The sequence below is a fragment of the Clostridium sp. JN-9 genome (assembly GCF_004103695.1).
Taxonomy (GTDB): domain Bacteria; phylum Bacillota; class Clostridia; order Clostridiales; family Clostridiaceae; genus JN-9.
The window spans coordinates 2,020,372-2,038,609 of the sequence record NZ_CP035280.1; the positions used below are offsets into that span (position 1 = coordinate 2,020,372).

Annotated in this window: 15 protein-coding genes; 1 reads left to right on the plus strand and 14 read right to left on the minus strand. The window is 32.2% G+C overall.

Going from position 1 to position 18,238, the window contains the following annotated elements:
* Position 1 precedes the first annotated feature (1 nt).
* The 10 genes from EQM05_RS09630 to EQM05_RS09675 all read right to left on the minus strand — a co-directional run bounded on the left by EQM05_RS09630 (position 2) and on the right by EQM05_RS09675 (position 13,124).
* The gene (locus tag EQM05_RS09630) at positions 2-1,195 is read right to left on the minus strand and encodes a hypothetical protein (RefSeq protein ID WP_128749843.1); all 1,194 of its coding nucleotides are present in this window, start codon (positions 1,193-1,195) and stop codon (positions 2-4) included.
* Between the two features lie 107 nt (positions 1,196-1,302).
* Positions 1,303-2,331, minus strand: coding sequence for a glycosyltransferase family 4 protein (locus EQM05_RS09635; RefSeq protein WP_128749844.1), 1,029 nt, complete (start codon positions 2,329-2,331; stop codon positions 1,303-1,305).
* Positions 2,332-2,342: 11 nt separating this feature from the next.
* A complete protein-coding gene (locus EQM05_RS09640) occupies positions 2,343-3,668 on the minus strand; it encodes a phenylacetate--CoA ligase family protein (RefSeq protein ID WP_205694129.1) in 1,326 nt (441 codons plus the stop codon).
* A 19-nt stretch (positions 3,669-3,687) separates the two neighbouring features.
* Positions 3,688-5,814, minus strand: coding sequence for a bi-domain-containing oxidoreductase (locus EQM05_RS09645; RefSeq protein WP_128749845.1), 2,127 nt, complete (start codon positions 5,812-5,814; stop codon positions 3,688-3,690).
* A gap of 16 nt (positions 5,815-5,830) precedes the next feature.
* The gene (locus EQM05_RS09650; RefSeq protein ID WP_128749846.1) at positions 5,831-7,795 is read right to left on the minus strand and encodes an alginate lyase family protein; all 1,965 of its coding nucleotides are present in this window, start codon (positions 7,793-7,795) and stop codon (positions 5,831-5,833) included.
* 18 nt (positions 7,796-7,813) lie between these two features.
* Positions 7,814-8,947, minus strand: coding sequence for a glycosyltransferase (locus tag EQM05_RS09655; RefSeq protein ID WP_128749847.1), 1,134 nt, complete (start codon positions 8,945-8,947; stop codon positions 7,814-7,816).
* Between the two features lie 3 nt (positions 8,948-8,950).
* Entirely contained in the window at positions 8,951-10,177 is a 1,227-nt protein-coding gene (locus EQM05_RS09660) for a glycosyltransferase family 4 protein (protein WP_128749848.1), read from the minus strand.
* Entirely contained in the window at positions 10,168-11,037 is an 870-nt protein-coding gene (locus tag EQM05_RS09665; protein WP_128749849.1) for a glycosyltransferase, read from the minus strand. The genes EQM05_RS09660 and EQM05_RS09665 overlap by 10 nt, the downstream gene beginning before the upstream one ends.
* A complete protein-coding gene (locus EQM05_RS09670) occupies positions 11,037-12,344 on the minus strand; it encodes a nucleotide sugar dehydrogenase (protein WP_128749850.1) in 1,308 nt (435 codons plus the stop codon). The genes EQM05_RS09665 and EQM05_RS09670 overlap by 1 nt, the downstream gene beginning before the upstream one ends.
* Before the next feature lie 111 nt (positions 12,345-12,455).
* On the minus strand, positions 12,456-13,124 hold the full coding sequence (locus EQM05_RS09675; RefSeq protein ID WP_128749851.1) for a sugar transferase: 669 nt from the start codon (positions 13,122-13,124) through the stop codon (positions 12,456-12,458).
* Between the two features lie 187 nt (positions 13,125-13,311).
* Between EQM05_RS09675 and EQM05_RS16195 the strand changes: the two genes are divergently transcribed.
* Positions 13,312-14,565 carry a transposase gene (locus tag EQM05_RS16195; protein ID WP_128748581.1) on the plus strand — a complete coding sequence of 418 codons (1,254 nt, stop codon included), beginning with the start codon at positions 13,312-13,314 and terminating at the stop codon, positions 14,563-14,565.
* 260 nt (positions 14,566-14,825) lie between these two features.
* On the opposite strand, the gene EQM05_RS09685 is transcribed toward EQM05_RS16195, so the two are convergent.
* From EQM05_RS09685 to EQM05_RS09700, 4 genes are all read right to left on the minus strand, one after another.
* Positions 14,826-15,524, minus strand: coding sequence for a CpsD/CapB family tyrosine-protein kinase (locus tag EQM05_RS09685; protein WP_128749852.1), 699 nt, complete (start codon positions 15,522-15,524; stop codon positions 14,826-14,828).
* A 24-nt stretch (positions 15,525-15,548) separates the two neighbouring features.
* Positions 15,549-16,238, minus strand: a complete 690-nt coding sequence (locus tag EQM05_RS09690) for a Wzz/FepE/Etk N-terminal domain-containing protein (RefSeq protein WP_128749853.1) — start codon at positions 16,236-16,238, stop codon at positions 15,549-15,551.
* 130 nt (positions 16,239-16,368) lie between these two features.
* Positions 16,369-17,073, minus strand: a complete 705-nt coding sequence (ispD, locus tag EQM05_RS09695; RefSeq protein WP_128749854.1) for a 2-C-methyl-D-erythritol 4-phosphate cytidylyltransferase — start codon at positions 17,071-17,073, stop codon at positions 16,369-16,371.
* Positions 17,074-17,090: 17 nt separating this feature from the next.
* Positions 17,091-18,080 carry an LCP family protein gene (locus EQM05_RS09700; protein ID WP_128749855.1) on the minus strand — a complete coding sequence of 330 codons (990 nt, stop codon included), beginning with the start codon at positions 18,078-18,080 and terminating at the stop codon, positions 17,091-17,093.
* Positions 18,081-18,238: the final 158 nt, after the last annotated feature.

Here is an 18,238-nt window from a genome sequence, read left to right on the forward strand (position 1 = left end):
TTCATACCCCTTTATTTTGCATGTGTAAGGATAATTTCTGCTGGTTTGATAAATTTATAAATAACATAATAATAAAGCAGAGTATTGCCATTGAATCCGTTCCCAGATTAGCTAACCCATTGTTACTATTTGCATAAATAAACAGCCCTAAATAATTAAATAAAATAAACCAATGCTTGTTTCTAAAAAAAGTTATGAAAGGATATAAAAATATTAAAGCATAAATCAAACCTGTTTCTATAATTCCATAATCATAAGCAAGCATAATGGGCGGATATTCGAAGTTTTCAGCTCCTGTCATTGCATTTACAGTTATATTCCTTGAGTTTCCTGCACCTGCGCTTGTAATCCAGTTAGGCTTAATGCCCAATCTGATAACCTCCTTTAGTACATCATTTCTGCCTGAACTTATATCATTAGTTTCAATACCTATTTGGAATCTTTCAAAAAGGTTATTCTTAAAGATACTGCTGTTAAATAATATTGAAATGGTAATCATGAAAAATATAAAATACAAAAACTTATGCTTTTTAATTCCGCTGCAAAATATGAAAAGAAAGCATCCAATTACTAATGCAGTTTTGCTGCCGCTTAAAATTAATCCAATAAGGGTTATTATAAGTAAAATATAATCATTATAATAATTTTTATGAGATCTGTTATATACCTTATTGGCAGTATAAAAAATTATATATAATTCAGCATTATGTAATGGATGCCCAAAAAAAGAATACATTCTGTATATATAGCCATGCTCAGAGTTAATAAGTAATTGCAGCTCTCCATATGCCAAATTATCTGCTATAAACAGCTGTAAAGCTCCATTGGTAAGATAATCGATAATGCCATATATAGTTAATAAAATTATGATAAAATTAAATATTTTTAAGAATATTTCAGTTATTGTATTTATTGAATCTAATTCATAGGCAATAAGCATCAGTGGAAATGCATTGGTGATAAAAAATAATAAAAATGAATTTGTATTTATATTGCCAAATAATGAATTAGCAAATAATAATCCCATTATAATAATTATTAAGAAAATTGTTTTAAGGTTTATTTTCTCTCTTTTCATATAATATATAAATAATAAAGTAACTGACATGATAAACAAAAAGTTTATATACCAGATATTTGACTGATTATTTGACAGCTTATATATAAGCAGCATCCTTGGTGTCTCATTTAACAAAAAAATTGAGAGAATTAATACTATCCATAATACTTTTTCTTTTTTTAAATTTAATGGGGCATATTCCAATTTAACACCACATTTCTATTATTATTTTCATGTACCTTTTATGAATCCAGCTCTTTATAAATATCTAAAATTTTTTCAGCATTATTTGGCAGTTCAATGTTTTTAATTTTCCCCTGGTATAAATCATAATTTTTTATTACTTCAGCTGTTTTTATATATAAATCATCTATTTGTCTTGCTTTAAAAATTATTGTACCCTCAGGCCTGCTGCATACATCACTAGCTATAGATGGGACTTTATAATATAATGCCTCAGCAATGGAAACCCCATAGCCGTCGGCGTTAGTTGGTCTTATGAATAAGCTGCTTTTTTTCAGTATTGGATAAAATTCAGTGTCATTTACTTCAAATATTAATATATTTTTTTCAAGTTCATAATTTATAATTTTATTTTTCAAGTCATTATAATATGACCTTTCCTGCTGACTTTGCATACTAGTTCCAAGTAGTGCTATAAATAAACTCACATTGTAATGTTCATATTTTAATTTCCTAATAAGTTCAATAAGCATATCTATACCGTACAAATCCTGATCTTTATAAAAGGTTATCCATCCATTTGCACTTATTAAGAATTCAGCGTTATTTATAAAATTCCATACAAAGGAAGGTATATTAACAGAATCATTTTCATCCTCTATTGGATTAATATATGATGGAATGAAGGCTAAGTTACTGGCAGCTATACCATAGGATATAAGCTCCTTAAGTGTTTTTGGGTTGATGCATATAATTTTATTTATTTTCTTAAGGCTGAATAATAATAACCTTTTTATAAAAAGGCTTGATTGTTCCAGCTGGTCATGTAAGCTTTCACCATGAATAGTTAAAATGATTTTCTTATGAAACATTGCAAGAAAGCCCATTAAAATTCTCTTTTTTTTACCTATACTGTGAAAGTGTATAATTTCGCCCTTTAAAAGGGGTGCTTTTAAAAAAGCTTTTTTATTATCCTCATATACTTCCACATCCACCCCCTTGCTTCTCAGGTATTTTTTCATTCTCTTTATATGCACTGAAATCCCACCATAGGGCGGCGGATATGGGCCAATAATATTAACCTTCATTAAAACACTACCTATCTAATGTTATTTATAATATATCTCACCTTACCTGACTTTGTTTTTGATATTCTATTATCAATTACCAATAAAATATCAAACATATTGCCCCATTCGGCCCTTTTGGATTTTAGAATTTTTTCTTTTACATCAAGGTTAAAGCTGTCCTTTGGTTTTACATGAATTTCAATTTTTCCTGGTTCATTTTGTACTATCTGAACAATATCTACATACTTCCATGTATAATCATCCATGTCAATATTTATTCCGTGTATTTTATCACCATGTTTAGTAATTAAAAATTCCTCAACTCTTCCCTGTAAATTTGATATAATTCCATTTTCTATTTTTCCTATATCATGGGTGTTATATCTTATTAAGGGCATGGCATAATTCCAGTAGGATGTGCCAACTATTTCAGGAAGGCCATCCTCATTTATAATGTTTTCACTGTAACCATATATATCATCGCATTTATAACATATTTCATTATTTTGGAATATTCCCCAGGCAAGATTGCTCCTTTCACTTAGCCCATAATGAAATATTATGGGTACATTTTTAAATACTAATTGTGATAAATTTAATACATCCTTATTTACAGCTTCTGAAGCTAAAAATATGCCTTGTACATTATCAAGATTTAGATTGTTTTCTTTCATATATTGAAGCAGATATTGAAATGATGATGGATAACAATGAAAAAATGCTGGTTTGAATTCTTTTATTTTATTAAAGATTTCATCTATGCATTTGTAGTTTAGATGATTAGGACATATTATCATCTTGTCCCCAACATATGAACATGGGTATTCATTATCTTTTTTTATTCCTTCAACTGCCATCCTCACAATTTTAGAATTATCTTTGTAGCCTAATTTGCCCCATTTGTAATCAAAAAAACTTTTTTCCAGCAATTCTTCTCTCCTGGTTCTCCATAAATCTATTCCTGGTCCTGTGGATCCGCTGGTTTTGTTGTGTATTAATTTGTCTTTATTAAATTTTATATTTACAAAGTCATCAGCATTTTCAATGACTGTTTTCTTATCTATATATGGGAATTTCTGAAGCATTTCAAATGCATTTTCTTCAGTTATATCTTCACTTAAGATTCCTAAATTTAATTTTTTATAATAGGGTACATATTCCAGAGCTTCTTTTAATAAATTACACAGCCTTTCATTTCTAAATTCATCTATATTTAAATTGTTAGAATCCAGCATCCTTTTTATTTTAAAATAATCCTTGGGATAATATAATTTCCTAGGTATTCTGTTTTTTGCTTTTACAGCTAAGCAGTATAAGTCATTGTTTTCTTTTATTGCATTTTTAATTTTATTCAACTTATCACCCCCATGAATATTAATTTTTCATAAGCTGACTTTGAACAAAATAGCTTATTTCACTGGCCTGCCTTAATTGCCATAAAGGTATGCTGTACTTATCTCCATTTTTTATGGCTTTAGCAAATTCCATTAACTCTTCGTAATGACCTTTATCTGAAGATCTGCTTTCAGCATTTAATATCCTTATGCCATAGCCATTAATTTTTTTGTAATCATCTATGGTTATAATTTTATTGTCAAAGTAAATCTGGCAGAATTCCTTTGGATATTCATTGTTTCCAAGGGAAGTGTAGGTTAATGTGCAAAGTGAACCATCACCATATTTTAAAGTTATTACTGCATTATCATTGTGTGAAATATTTTTTGTTTTTGGTGAAATACTGTCCACGGAAATACTTTGGACCTTTGCATCGGTAAAGTAGCTAAATAAATCAAATATATGGCAGCCTTCTCCTATTATTCTGCCGCCGCCTTCTTCTGAGTGCACCCAGTTGTTAAGTGGAATATAACCAGCATTCATCTGGTAATTTATTATCATTGGATTTACTCTGTTTTTAATATATTCTTTAGCTTCAGCAGCATATTTGGAAAATCTTCTGTTAAAACCAACGGTGTAAGGTACCTTTGTTTCTTCAATGGTTTTAAGCACTTCATGCATTTCTTCCATGTTTAATGCCATAGGTTTTTCCACAAACACTGCTTTTCCTTTTTTCATAGCTTGTATTGCCATGTCTGCATGAACATTATGCCTTGTACAAATCATCACCATATCCACATTATCATCATTGAGTATTTCATTATATTCAGTTGCAGCATATTTTGCTCCATATTGCTTAGCTATTGTAACTGCATTTGAACCTGTCCTGCTCATTACAGCATATATATTAAAAATATCACTTAATTTTTTAAGGTTTGGCAGATGTATTGCTTTAGCAAAGCCACCTGCTCCCACCAGTGCCACATTAATTTTCCCTTCTTTTTTGTATGGCTCAGCATTTATTGAAACTATTCTGCTTAATTGGCGCTGTTCTTCGCCGTATTTAAGCAGCACTATAAGAGGTTTATTTTCAGGATTTTTAAGTGTGCTATATGCCTCAGGTGCTTTTTCAGCTTCATATATCTTTTCAATTAATGGCTCCAGATTTATTTTTTTATCTGCTGCAAGTCTCAGATATTCCTCCATATTTCTGTTTTCTGTCCATCTCACATAACCATAGGGGTAATCAATAGATTTTTCCTCATAGTTTGCATCATATCTGCCAGGACCATAAGAGGTGGAAATTATAAAATCCAGTTCCTTCTCATACATATCCTCTCTTTTATAAACACTTCCTATTACACCTGCCAGGACAACCTTTCCTTTTCTTCTGCACATTTTAAATGCCTGTGATAAAATCTCATTAGAGCTTGAGGATGCTGTTATTATAACTGTGTCTGCTCCATAGCCCTGTGTGATTTTTTCTACTTCCGCTGCAGCATTACATTTTGCTGAATTAATAACATAGTCACAGCCTGCTTCCTTTGCAATATTTAACCTTCTTTCATCTATATCAATTCCTATAACACTGCATCCCGAAGTTTTCAACATCTGAGCAGAAAGCTGTCCTAATATTCCAAGGCCTATTATAACTGCAGTTTCTCCAAGCCTTAAATCTGCCCTTCTCACTGCCTGCATTGCTATTCCTCCCAGTGCCACTGTGGAGCCCCATTCCATACTTAAATTGTTAGGCATTTTCATTACAAGGTTTCTTGGCACATCTATATATTCTGCATGGTTTGCATGAGAGGCTCCTGCGCAGGCAGCTCTGTCTCCTATTTTTAAATCCTGAACATTTTTGCCAAGGCCCATTATTATACCCGCCGCACTGTAACCTGTGGGCTTGGGGGATTCCATTTCATATACCTTAGTAAGAATTGAGTCTATACCTTCCTTTTTAAATATATTCAAAGCCTTTTTTATCTTTTCAGGCTGTTCCATTGCCTTTTTAACCAATGATTTTCCGGATTCCTGAACTCCTGTGATTTCTGTTCCTGCGCTGATGCAGGAATATAACACCTTTACTAAAACCCCATTATCTGAAACCACAGGTGCCGGTACCTCTGATACCATTACCTGGCCTTTCTTAACTAATACCTGTTTCACAATATCACGCTCCATTTTAAATGACTTTAATTTTTATGCTGCACATATTATCTAAAGCAGCATATGCAATGTTCTTTGCAGCCAGCTTTTGACCATACCCATAGGATACAAATGAGTCCTGAATTGAATATTTACTGCTGCACTGTAATGCTATTTTTATGCCATTTCTGCTTAATACTATTTTGTCAGGCTTTTCTTCTATTTCTACTCCATAGTCAAGCTGAAAATTTACAAAAGCATTGCTTACTTTATTGCCAATAAGATTATCTGTTATAATTAATTCATTTTTTAAAAGGTTTATTTTTCTTTCATGGATAGCACCGCATTTTTCTTTATAACCATAGTGCAGGCCGTGGAAATTCTCATCATTGAATAAAGTGCATTTTCCAAAGCTTTGTTCCTTCATATAAAATAAATCATATTTACTGAAATCATTCTGTTCAAAATTATTAATATATAATGTGTTGTGCATTTTTGTGCTTCTGAATAGATTTCTCATTTTATAATCTGCAGTATAAATATATGCTCCTGCATCAATTATAAAGTCCTGTCCATCCACATTTAATTCTATGCTTAGCTGATGATTATGGATATGTCCCCCCTGCCCTCCGGCATAAATCTGGCCGCATGTTACTATGCAGTAAAATCTATTATTTCTTAAAATGTAGTAACCCCCTGTATCATAGGCTTTGGATGACAGCTTAAAATTTTCATGTACTGCTTTAAAGCTGCCCATGGTCCAAATGGCATCCTCACTGTGATATCTTCCCATGGTTTTGAAGTCATCTCTATTAAAATATTCACCTGCAACAGCTAGAACGTTACTAAAATCTCTTTTGTTCCACTGTGAATAATTGGATAAAATTAAAAATCTGCCGTCATCAGCATCACCTATAACTGGGGAAAGTCCATTGGGTTTTGTTATATTCATTAAAAATTCGCACATTTTCTCAAGTTTTGTCATATAATCCTTTGAGAAATATATATGATTTTTATTGCAGAATATTGTGGTAATTAGAAATATTTCTGTCACCAGTCTGTGATATGAAGTTGAGCCTTCGTAATCTGTGCCATCCTCATTAATCTGCCTTTGTATTTCATTTTCAAATCCTCTCAGTCCAAACCTTAGCCACTTTAGACAAATATCGGGTGCTGCCTGGTTACATTCGACATGACAAATATCGGGTGCTGCCTGGTTACATTCGACAAAATATAGTCCAAGCCATATGAGTCCTGCCAGGTCTGATAAGTAGTGATTAGTGTTGTACTGCTGTTGATTTTCTAGATTTTTATATATAAATTTTCCATGGGTATATAATAAGTTATTAAATTTATTCCAAAAGTCTTTGCCAATGCTTAGTGACCCACTGAAAAAATAATATGCACAAATTAAATTTACTGCCCTTATGGATACATCCATGGTACATGTCCAATTAACACTGCATTCCACAGGATTTTGCTCTATCCAATCCTGTACTTCTTCTTTAAATTCTTCAGCATACTTTTCATCATTGGTTATCCAGTATGCCTTGCCCAGTGTAAATAAATGCTGAAACCTTGAAAGCTCCCAGGGAACCTTCACATCAGCATTGTTATTTAAATCAACTATTTTTATATCCTTATAAAATTTACTTTCCCATTTAAATCCTGTTTTAAAATCCTCATTCCAGGGCAGTTTTTCACCTAAATATATATCACCTGAGCCTAGAAGATTAAATTCATGGCTGCATATTTTGCCAGCTGAATTAATTATTTCACTGCAAAGGTGTAGATTGTTTAATTCGGAAACAAAATAATCCTTATTGTTTGGATTATATAAAAAGCTGCAGTTAGGTTTATAACAAGTGAAAAAATAAGTTTCCATGACAATTGGATTATTCTTCATTTTTATTTTTCTGATACTGTATAAAATTTTATTATATAGCTTTCTTACTGCCTTCTTAAGGGTTAAATTTCTTAATTTTATAATCATATTTAACATTTATTACACCTATTAATTTTAAATATGCTTTTCAGTTTCTCTAAATCTTTTTTCCCAGGTATTTTCCCTTGAAAAATTAATATTTTTTTCTCTATTTATATTCTTATTTTCAATAGCCTGCTCAATGTTACTGCAGAACTCACTGTAATTTTCTGATATATAGGCAGCACTTTTAATATAATTTATTTCTTTAAAATTAGTGGATACCACATTCAGTCCTACACTCATATATTCATAAAGCTTAATTGGCGCAATGGAATCAGTTACGCTGTTTATGAGAAATGGTATAATCCCAACATCACTATACTTAAGATAATTTGGTATATCTTTGTAATGCTTTTTCCCCAATAAATGAATATTTTTAAATTCATTTAATTTACTTGTATCTATCCTGCTTGGTCCTATTAAATAAAAGCTTATTTCCTTCAGTTTGTCGGCGCAGTAAAGCACTAGATTCAAGTCAAACCAGTTGTCAATAGCACCAATATATATGCATTTTTTCCTTGTATCATTTACATATTCCTCTGGTATGCTGTATTCATCTCTTATAAAATTATTTAATTCAACTCCATTTGGCAGATAAATTAAATCCTCTCTTAAAGGCTTTTTCTTTTCCATTAAGTTATGAGATGTAACAAATACATGATCAGCCTTTTTAATTATTTTTTCTTCAAAAAAAGCCATGGATTTACAGGATTCTTTAAACTGGCTTATGTCATCTGCACATCTGTAAATCAGCTTATTAAAGCCTACTGTTTTTGTTAAATAATAATATTTAACATTTGTGAGCCAAAGAATATCAACATTATCAAAGCCATTATTTTTTAATGTTAAATTTATATTGGGTACAGTTAGATTAATGCTGATTTTATTTGCCAGTCTGGTATCCAATAAAGGGAGTTTTCCATATAGTGTTAATGAAAAAGGAGCATAGCCATATATATTATTATCTAATTTGACAAATTCAGCTTTATTAAGCTCTTTTCTCTGATAATAATTTTTTTTATTTATTACCCTGGTCATTAGATTATATACAGGGGACAGCCATAGTACTTCATAACCATTTTCTGAAAACATTTTTGCATAATGATGATTACCAACTTTAAAATCACTGTTATATTCTAAATACTCTGCCATTAATATTTTTTTCATGCCTTATCCCCTTTTCAATATATCCTCATAAACTTTTTCAAGCTGATTTACATGATTTTCAATACTGAAATCATTTTTCCAATAGCTTTCATAAGCATTTTTACCGTAATTTTCAGCTATATCATTATTCATAATGATTTTTATCTTTTCTTTTAAATCCTCAATATCATCAGTGTTAAACCAAAGACCAGTTTCATTATTTTTTACAAATTCTGCTGCTGCAGAAGTATCTGATATTATGCAGGGAACGCCCTTTGCCTGGGCTTCCAATACTGTAAGTCCAAGAGTTTCATACAATAATGATGGGAAAACCAATGCTCTGGCTTTTTTTAATTCATCAATAATGGTCTCCTTATCCGTCCAGCCTGTAATTCTTGCTTTTGGATAAATACCTTCTATTTCTGCCCTAAGTTCTCCATCCCCAACAAATACTGCATTTAAACTGAGTTCTTTGGCTGCCTTTGCAAATAATAAACAGCCCTTCTCTTTACTTAGTCTTCCTATATATATGAAACTGTTATTATCCTGCACTTCTACTTGTGTTTCTTTTTCAATATCAATGGGGTTTTTTACATAATAAAAATTTGCATCTCCCGGCAAATAAGGTTTTAAAATGTTTTTGCTTTTTTCTGATATATATATATAATTTTTTATACCTGATGGTGTTAAGCCTTTGCCGCTTTGCTTCAGCTGTCTTAGTACCCTCCAGATCTTATGCATATATTTTCTTGAATCACAATTACATAGAATACACTGAGCTGACATGGGCTTTTTAGCACATATTTCCTCAGTGTTGTAATTATAAAAACCGCCATTAGGACAAATTGTAAAATAATCATGGAGTGTTAAAACCACTTTAAAATTATTATTTATTGCTGTCCTGATTACTGATGATGATAGTGCTTTTGTCCAGGTATGAATGTGCACAATTGTATTTTCATTATTTAATTTATTTAGTAATATTTTAAATTCATTTTCAGCTCTTTTGTTCCAGATACCGGATTTAAAGGCTTCCAGTCTGTTGGGATTATTCAATATATCATATTGCCCAAGGTTCAAAACAGTGACACCGCAGCTTTGGAGCTCCTTCATAACAGGCCCAACTGCTGAAAATAAGATCACCTTATACCCCATTTTTCTAAACTCCATTGCACTGGTTAGGGCAACCTTAGAAGCTCCTCCATTTATATAACAGTAATCGCTTACGATTACAATATTTTTCAAATGCATTTTAAAACATTCCTTTTACATTGCTTACCCATTTGCATTCCTAGAAATCTGGCTGCGAAATTAGGTATTATGCTAAACAATGTTTTGTAATCTTTGTTTTTAACAGCCTGCTGAAAAACATATTTTGCTAATGAAAAACCGCTGTGGTTTGCATTATAGCTTTGTAAATAGTTGTTTTCTTTAAAAAAAATCCCTGTTTCATAATACCTTTTGTAAAGCTGCCTTAAAGTGTAATTATGTGAATGAATAACTACAGAATCAGCACAATACTGTATTCTGCAGCCATTCATAACTAATTTATAGGCCATATACATATCCTCACAAATCCTTAAATCTTTACTGTCATAGCCCTTTAGCTTTACAAATACATCCCTTTTAATGGCAGATGATGCATCAGAAAAGAAAAATGTCATTAGGCCAAGCTTTTCTGCATCCTTCTCAGTTACAATTCTTGATTTATCAGTATAATTCTTCTGCCTTATATATTTTTCAATTCCAACCCTTTCACACAGCTGCCTGCTAAAAGCTGCTTCACAGTTTCCATTAATAATGTCTTTAGTTAGATTAAACAGCCAATATTCATCTTTAATGACAATGTCCTGTGTAATAAAAACTAAAATATCACCCCTGCACATAAAAGCATATTTTTCCCTTGTTAAGCTGTGAGAAAAATCCTGTTTTTTTATTTTGTGATACTTAACATTAAGCGATTTTAAAATTTCCTCTGTATTATCATTGCTTTCAGTTAATATATAGTTTATTGATTCAATTTCTGCATTTTTCTGCATGAGTAAACTTAAGTTTAGATTCTCAACATATTGCTGTGCATTATATAAAGGACAAATTACAGAAATGTTCATTATATTCTCCAAACCTTTATACCGTAATGCTTAGCTTCTTCCTGATTTATAACTGCTTTTGTATCAATAAACACTGCGTTTTCATCTATTAACCTTATTATTTGCTGAAAGTCATTTAATTTAATTTCCTTCTGCCTTGCCAGTATCAGCACTGCATCTGCGTTTTTCAGTGCTTCATGCTGGGTATTTACTTTATGAGTATATTCAGTGGAAACCAAAGGATCAAAGGATGCTACATGAGCGCCTTTATTAATTAATAAGCTGCATATTTCCACTGCAGGGCTTGTTCTGTCGTCATTAGAGTAATCCTTCATAGCAAGACCAAGTACCGCTATTTTTGAATTTATTAATGCCTTTCCTTGGAGTTTCAATAGTTCTTCTGTTTTATTTACAATAAATTTCGGCACAGCTGCATTTTTATTTCTTGAAAGCTTTAATAAATCCATGGTTACTCCCATTTCTTCAGCCTTTGGTGCTATATAATTATAGGCATTTGGTATGCAGTAGCCTCCAACTCCTGGCCCAGGTGTTAATAGATTTACTCTTTTATGGGTGTTAGCAAGCTTTATAACTTCAAATATATCTATGCCAAGACCTTCAGTGAATCTTGCAAATTCCTGGCTCATGGCAATATTTACATCTCTTTGTACATTTTCAAAAACCTTTGAGGTTTCCACAGTTTTTATACAGCTGGCAGGTATAATTTCTGCTTTACATACTATAGAAAGCACATTTACTGCCCTTTCCATGCTTTCATTATTAACTGCTCCCACCACAGTTGGCATATGGGCAAATTCCTGGAAGGCTTTACCCTCTGCAATTCTCTCGGAAGAATAGGCCACATAGAAATCCTGCCCTGCCTTCATATCTGAATACTTTTCTAAAATTGGTATGCAGAAATCCTCAGTAGTTCCAGGAATTACAGTACTTCTAATTATTATCAGGTGGTTTTGCTTTATATTTTTTCCTATAGTTTCACATGCGGATTGTAAACAATCCATCTGGCATTTATTATTTTTTATATTAATTCCAACGGTAACTATTATTACATTGCTTTTTTTTACTGCACCAGCACCATCTGATGTTATGCAGTATCTCCCACTTTGTATTTCCTCAGCCAGTATGTGGTCAATGGGCAGATTATTAAACTTCTCAATATGATGAGTTATACCTGATTTTATACTGCTTACAAGATCTTCATCTGAATCCACACCTATAACAGAACAGCCGTTTAATGCAAAGCTTAATGATAACGGCAGCCCCACAAAGCCCTGGCCGAAAATACATATTTTATTTGTTTCACACATAGTTAAATCCCCCTATGACAGATTTCGGGTGCTGCCTGGTTACATTCGACACAACCGACAGACAAATTTCGGGTGCTACCTGGTAGCATTCGACGGTAGCATTCGACAACATTAGAATGCACCTTGTCTTTTGAATACCACCGCCACAGTTTTGAAAATAATTTTTAAATCCAAAGTAATGCTTCTGTGGTCTATATAATCCATATCAAGATTCACTCTTTCCTCATAGGTGGTACTGCTTCGGCCGTTAGCCTGCCAGTTTCCAGTAAGCCCCGGCTTAACTGATAAAAGTTTATCTCCATAAGCACCGTATTTTACAAGCTCTTTTTCAACTATAGGTCTGGGACCAACTACGCTCATGTTTCCAATTAATATATTAAAAAGCTGGGGCAGTTCATCTAAGCTTGATTTTCTTAAAAACCTGCCTGTGTTTGTTATTCTGAAATCATTTTCCAGCTTAAAATTTCTTTCAAATTCCTCTTTCTGCTCACTGGGCAGCTGCTTTAAAAGCTCCTCTGCGTCAGATACCATTGTTCTGAATTTGTATATTTTCATTACATAACCGTCCCTGCCTAATCTATTGTGTGAGAAAAAAATAGTCCCCTTGGAATCAAGTTTAATAATTATGCCAATAATTAAAAAAAGTGGTGAAAGAATTATTATGGCAATTAGAGAACTTATAAAATCAAAAAGTCTTTTTACAAAATCATAAAAATATCTCTTTGATTTCAAGTTGTTTATTTCAGCCCATTCTTCACCATTTAATTTTTTATTGTGCATATTTTATCAGAAGTTTAGCACCTAAAAAAGTTTTAGGGCGCAGCCCGCTGATTTATATTGATTTGCTAGTATTTAATAAAAACATTGTAAAATCCGATTTCTACTGGAAATTATAAAAAAAATTTGCATAATAAAAGCATCCTTTTTATAATAGTTTTGCACAACACAATAGAAAGGATGCCTTAAGATGAATAAAAGTTATTTAAAACAAATGCTCACCTATATTAATAAAGTATACGATATAGGTGAAAAAATCAATACCTTAGAGGATAAAAAGATAAAATCTCTAGTAAAAATTTCAACAATCACCTTTGTAGTTTTGTTTGGATTTATGCTTCAAATAAGAAGTTTCAACAGGTTAGAGCATTGGCTTAAAAAAGGTAAATTTAAAAAAGTATTACCTAAAAACACTAAAATGATTCACATTGATGCCGTTAGGCGCTGCTTAAGTGATTTTGATTTGAATGGTTTGAAAAATATTCATGATAGTATAATTAGAACTACGATAAAAAATAAGATATTTAGAAATGGTACCATAGATGGCTTAAAGGTAGTTGCTGTAGATGGTGTAGAATTATTTGAAAGTGCTAAAAAATTTTGTGACAAATGTCTTTCACGAAAGAATAAGGATGGCACTACTCGTCATTTCCACAGATCTGTAGTTTGTACTACCGTAGGTTCGGATCCCCATGTTATTTTAGGACAAGAAATGCTTGAACCTAAGAAAGATAGTTCGAATAAAGATGAAGGTGAAATCACCGGAGGTATAAGATTAATAAAAAAATTATATCGTAAATATCACCATTTTGCCGATATTATAGTAGCTGATGCTTTATATTGTAAATCTACTTGGATAAAAGAAGTCCTTTCAATAGGAATGAATGCAGTAGTAAGAGTTAAAGATGAGCGTCTTCTCATTGTAAAGGATGCATTAGCTCTATTTAAGCGCCGTGAGGCTGATAAGAAATGGATTGTAAAGCAGGGAAGTAAAGACTATACCAAAATTAAAGCTTGGGATGAAGATAATTTTGAAATATCAGATCCGACTATCAAAGTTAGATTTATAAGGTTTATAGAAGAAATTCATACTGGAGATAAGGTAGAAATTAAAGAAGGCTGGATTATAACAACAGACAAATTTGCCTCAGTAGAAACCTTGTGGAAGATAATGCACAAGAGGTGGGATATAGAAAATAATGCCTTTCATCAGCTTAAAACAGAATGGCATTTAGATCATTGCTTTCTTCATAGCCCTACGGGCGTAGAGACAGTACTGATGTTTATAATTATAGCGTTTAATCTGATGCAGTTATATTTTTTTAGATGTATCAGAGGTTTTAGAAAGAAACGGATGCTTCAAATAGATATTATTGAAGATATAAAAGATGAAAGATTTACTATAGATGACAACTGGAATAATCCAATATTTAAAAAGACTTAATATAAAAATAAAATTGGAAATCGATTATTAAAATTTCTTAGGGTAAGGGTAATTATAACTATTTTTTCGACATATCGGTCTGTTGATTTACCAGCCATGTAAGAAAGTACAATAAAATACAATTCCAGTAAAAGTAAATCTTTTACTGGAATTTAGATGCGAAATCTCTGATATTTTATATCCCTCCTTGAATTTAAAAATACTTAATGTTTTATTTAATCCCGTTTGATGTTTTTGCATTATGTATTTTTATCCAAGGTTTATTCCTTTTTATTTCGCCTTGTACTATCATAATAATAGTTATAATATGCATCCTTATTTTTTATTGTTACTTTAACTTTGTTTAAAACCACGCCTATAATCTTGGCATTTACCTTCAGCAGAAGCTGCTTTGCCTTTACAGCCTCATCCCTTGAGGTTTTTCCCGAACATATAACTAAAACACATCCATCTGCAAATCTGGATATTATCTGAGCATCTGTTACCACGCCCACAGGAGGTGTATCTAGTATAATGTAGTCAAAAGAATCCCTTAAGGAGTATATAAAATGATTTAATTTATCAGAGGATAAAAGTTCGGATGGGTTAGGCGGTTTTACTCCTGAGGTTAAAATATAAAGATTTTCAATTTTACTTACCTGTATGGCCTTGTAAATGTTTATTTCTTCCACAAGAGCATTGGACAACCCTCCAAAGTTTGATATCCCAAATATTCTATGAATGCTGGGCTTTCTAAAGTCGCAGTCTATAAGAAGTGTCCTTTTACCGCTTTGAGCCATTACAGAGGCCAGGTTTGATGCCACTGTGGATTTCCCTTCATCAGGCTCAGCTGAAGTTATCATAATTGTCTGCAGTTTAGAATCAATAGAATAAAACTGTAAATTTGTTCTAAGTGTTTTATACCTTTCCGCTGTAGGAGAATTGGGTTCATCTATTGTTATAATTGAACTTTTTACCATGGCTCACACCCCATTCATCTAATTTTATTCACCATCAGTGTTCCTAGGTATAGTTCCAATTACAGGAAGCTTTAAATATTTTTCCACATCATGCTCCTCTTTTATGGTGTCATCCATGTACTCAAGTATATAGGCTAAAATAATGGATATTAATAATCCAATAAAGAAGGCAATAGCTATGTTTAATCTTTTATCCGGCTTCACGGGCTTAGTAGGCAGCTTGGGTTTATTCAAAAGCTGAATATTTGCCCCTGGAGTAAATTTTATTGCTGTGGAAATAAATGAATCTGATACAGAACTTATAATGTTATAGGTTTCCTTTGCATCATTAGCTGATGCCTTAATGTTTAAGATTTGCGTGCTCTGCTGAGGTGTCACTGTGATATGTTTGCTTAAATATTCAGCAGTTACTTTTCCACCAATTTTAGATGCTGATTCCTCAGCTACAGTATTGGATCTGGCAATTTCTGCATAAGTTTTCATTAGCTGCTGGAACATATACACATCATTATCATTTAAGGTGCCATCCATCTTGCCGTGATTATCCCTTCCAATTACCACACTTACCTCTGCTTCATAGACAGGCTTTATTACATAAAAACTCAGTACTGCTGATGCTGCTGTACTAAGCAGTGTGATAACCATGATAACTAAAATTCTTTTTTTAATTATCTGCATTAAATATCTAAAATCTATTGTGACTTCTTCATTCATTGCTTTCCCCTTTGATAAAATAAAATGACTTATTTATATATGTATTATATTTGCATAACAATTAAAGTGTTCCATAAAAAAAGACCATGCAATCTTTTTTTGATTACATGGTCAGTATATGCTGTTATCTCTATTTATGTTCCTCCATTTTTATATATGCCTTTAATAGTGCTATATCTTCAATGGTAGTTATTTTAAAATTCAATTTATCCCCCTGCACTAAATGAACTGGTTTGCCTAGCCTGAAAACCAGCTGACAGTCATCAGTGGAATTTGTAAAGTTGTCAGCTGCAGCTTTGTTTATTGCATCTAAAATAACAGAGTATCTGAAGCTTTGAGGAGTCTGCACCAGAAACATTTCGCTTCTTACAGGAACATTATAGGTAGTAAAATTGTCCAAGCTTCTTATTATGGTATCATTTGCAGGTATTACTGTGTTTACAGCATAATATTTTTTTGCAAGCTCTATATTTTCGGAGATAATCCTCTGACTTACTAAAGGCCTTGCTGCATCATGAATTAATACAATATCATCATCACTACAGTATTCCTTAAGTGATTTTAATGCATGATAAGAGGATTCCTGCCTGGTCTCTCCCCCTTCAAAAATCCATCTTACTTTATTCAATTTGTATTCCCGAATCCAATTGTGGATGTCTTCTTTCCACTGTTCTTTGCATACCACGGCAATATAGTCCACATTACAATTTTTATTAAATGCTTCTAAGGTATAGACAATTAACGGCTTCCCGTAAACATCCAAGTATTGCTTTGGTTTATCAATATCTCCCATTCTCGATCCTATTCCACCAGCCAAAATTACTGCTATATTCATTAGTTATTCCTCCATAGTTAAAACTTAGGTGTTCCAGGTACAGGTTTAATATCTTCATAAATAAATTTATAAAGCTGATCCTTTGTGGCATTTAAATCTAGTTGTAAATACCATACTCCGTCTTTAGTCAATGCATTGCAATAACCATCCACAGGAAATCTTTCCTGAACAATATCATGGATGCCTGATGCAGCCACCGAAGTTGCCATTTTAATCATTTCAGTTGAAGATAAGCTTGTTTCTGTATATTGAGCTAAATTATTTACCACATTAGGAAGATTTGAAACACTTGTCTTCATTATTTCATTTAATAATGAAGTTAAAACAGTCCTCTGTCTTGTAGTCCTTTCAAAATCACCACCTGCGGTATATCTTATTCTTGTATAAGCTACCGCTTGTCTACCATTAACATGCTGAACGCCTGCTTTAGTGATTGCAGGTATATCTGACTTTTCTATTTTGGATGTTTCTGTTATATATGAATTAATATATTTAAGTTCTTCATTTGTAATATTTAAATCTATGCCCCCTACTGCATCAATTATTTTCTCCAAATCGAAGAAATCAACTGTGACGAAGTCCTTTATATTCAGGTCAAAATTTTGATTCAATGTCTTAATGGCAAGCTGAGGGCCTCCATAAGCATATGCATGAGTGATCTTTGTCATGCCGTGTCCTTCTACATTTACATATGAATCCCTCATAACAGATGACAATTTTATTTTTTTATGCTGCTTATCAATAGAAACTATAATTATTGCATCGGAGCGGGATGCTTCATCCTTTGCCCTTCTATCTAGTCCATAAAAGGCAATATTGGTAATACTGTTATCGTAAGTTTCCGCCTTTGGACTAATATTTAATTCTTTGCTGGTCTTTGGTATTTCCACCTTTTTTACTTTGTTTAATTCCATATAAATATAAGATGTTCCTACTACTAGAAATGCCAAAACCACTGTTATAATAGATATAATAACTTTAAATTTAGTACTTTTTTTCTTAAACATATATTAGCCCTCTTTTATTTAACATTTACCTTTAAATGTTATCATAAAAGAGGGTTTTTGTCTATTTTAGAGAAATGGAGAAAAGTGACAAATATCGGGTGCTGCCTGGTAGCATTCGACACATTGCGGGTGCTACCTGGTTACATTCGACAGAAAAA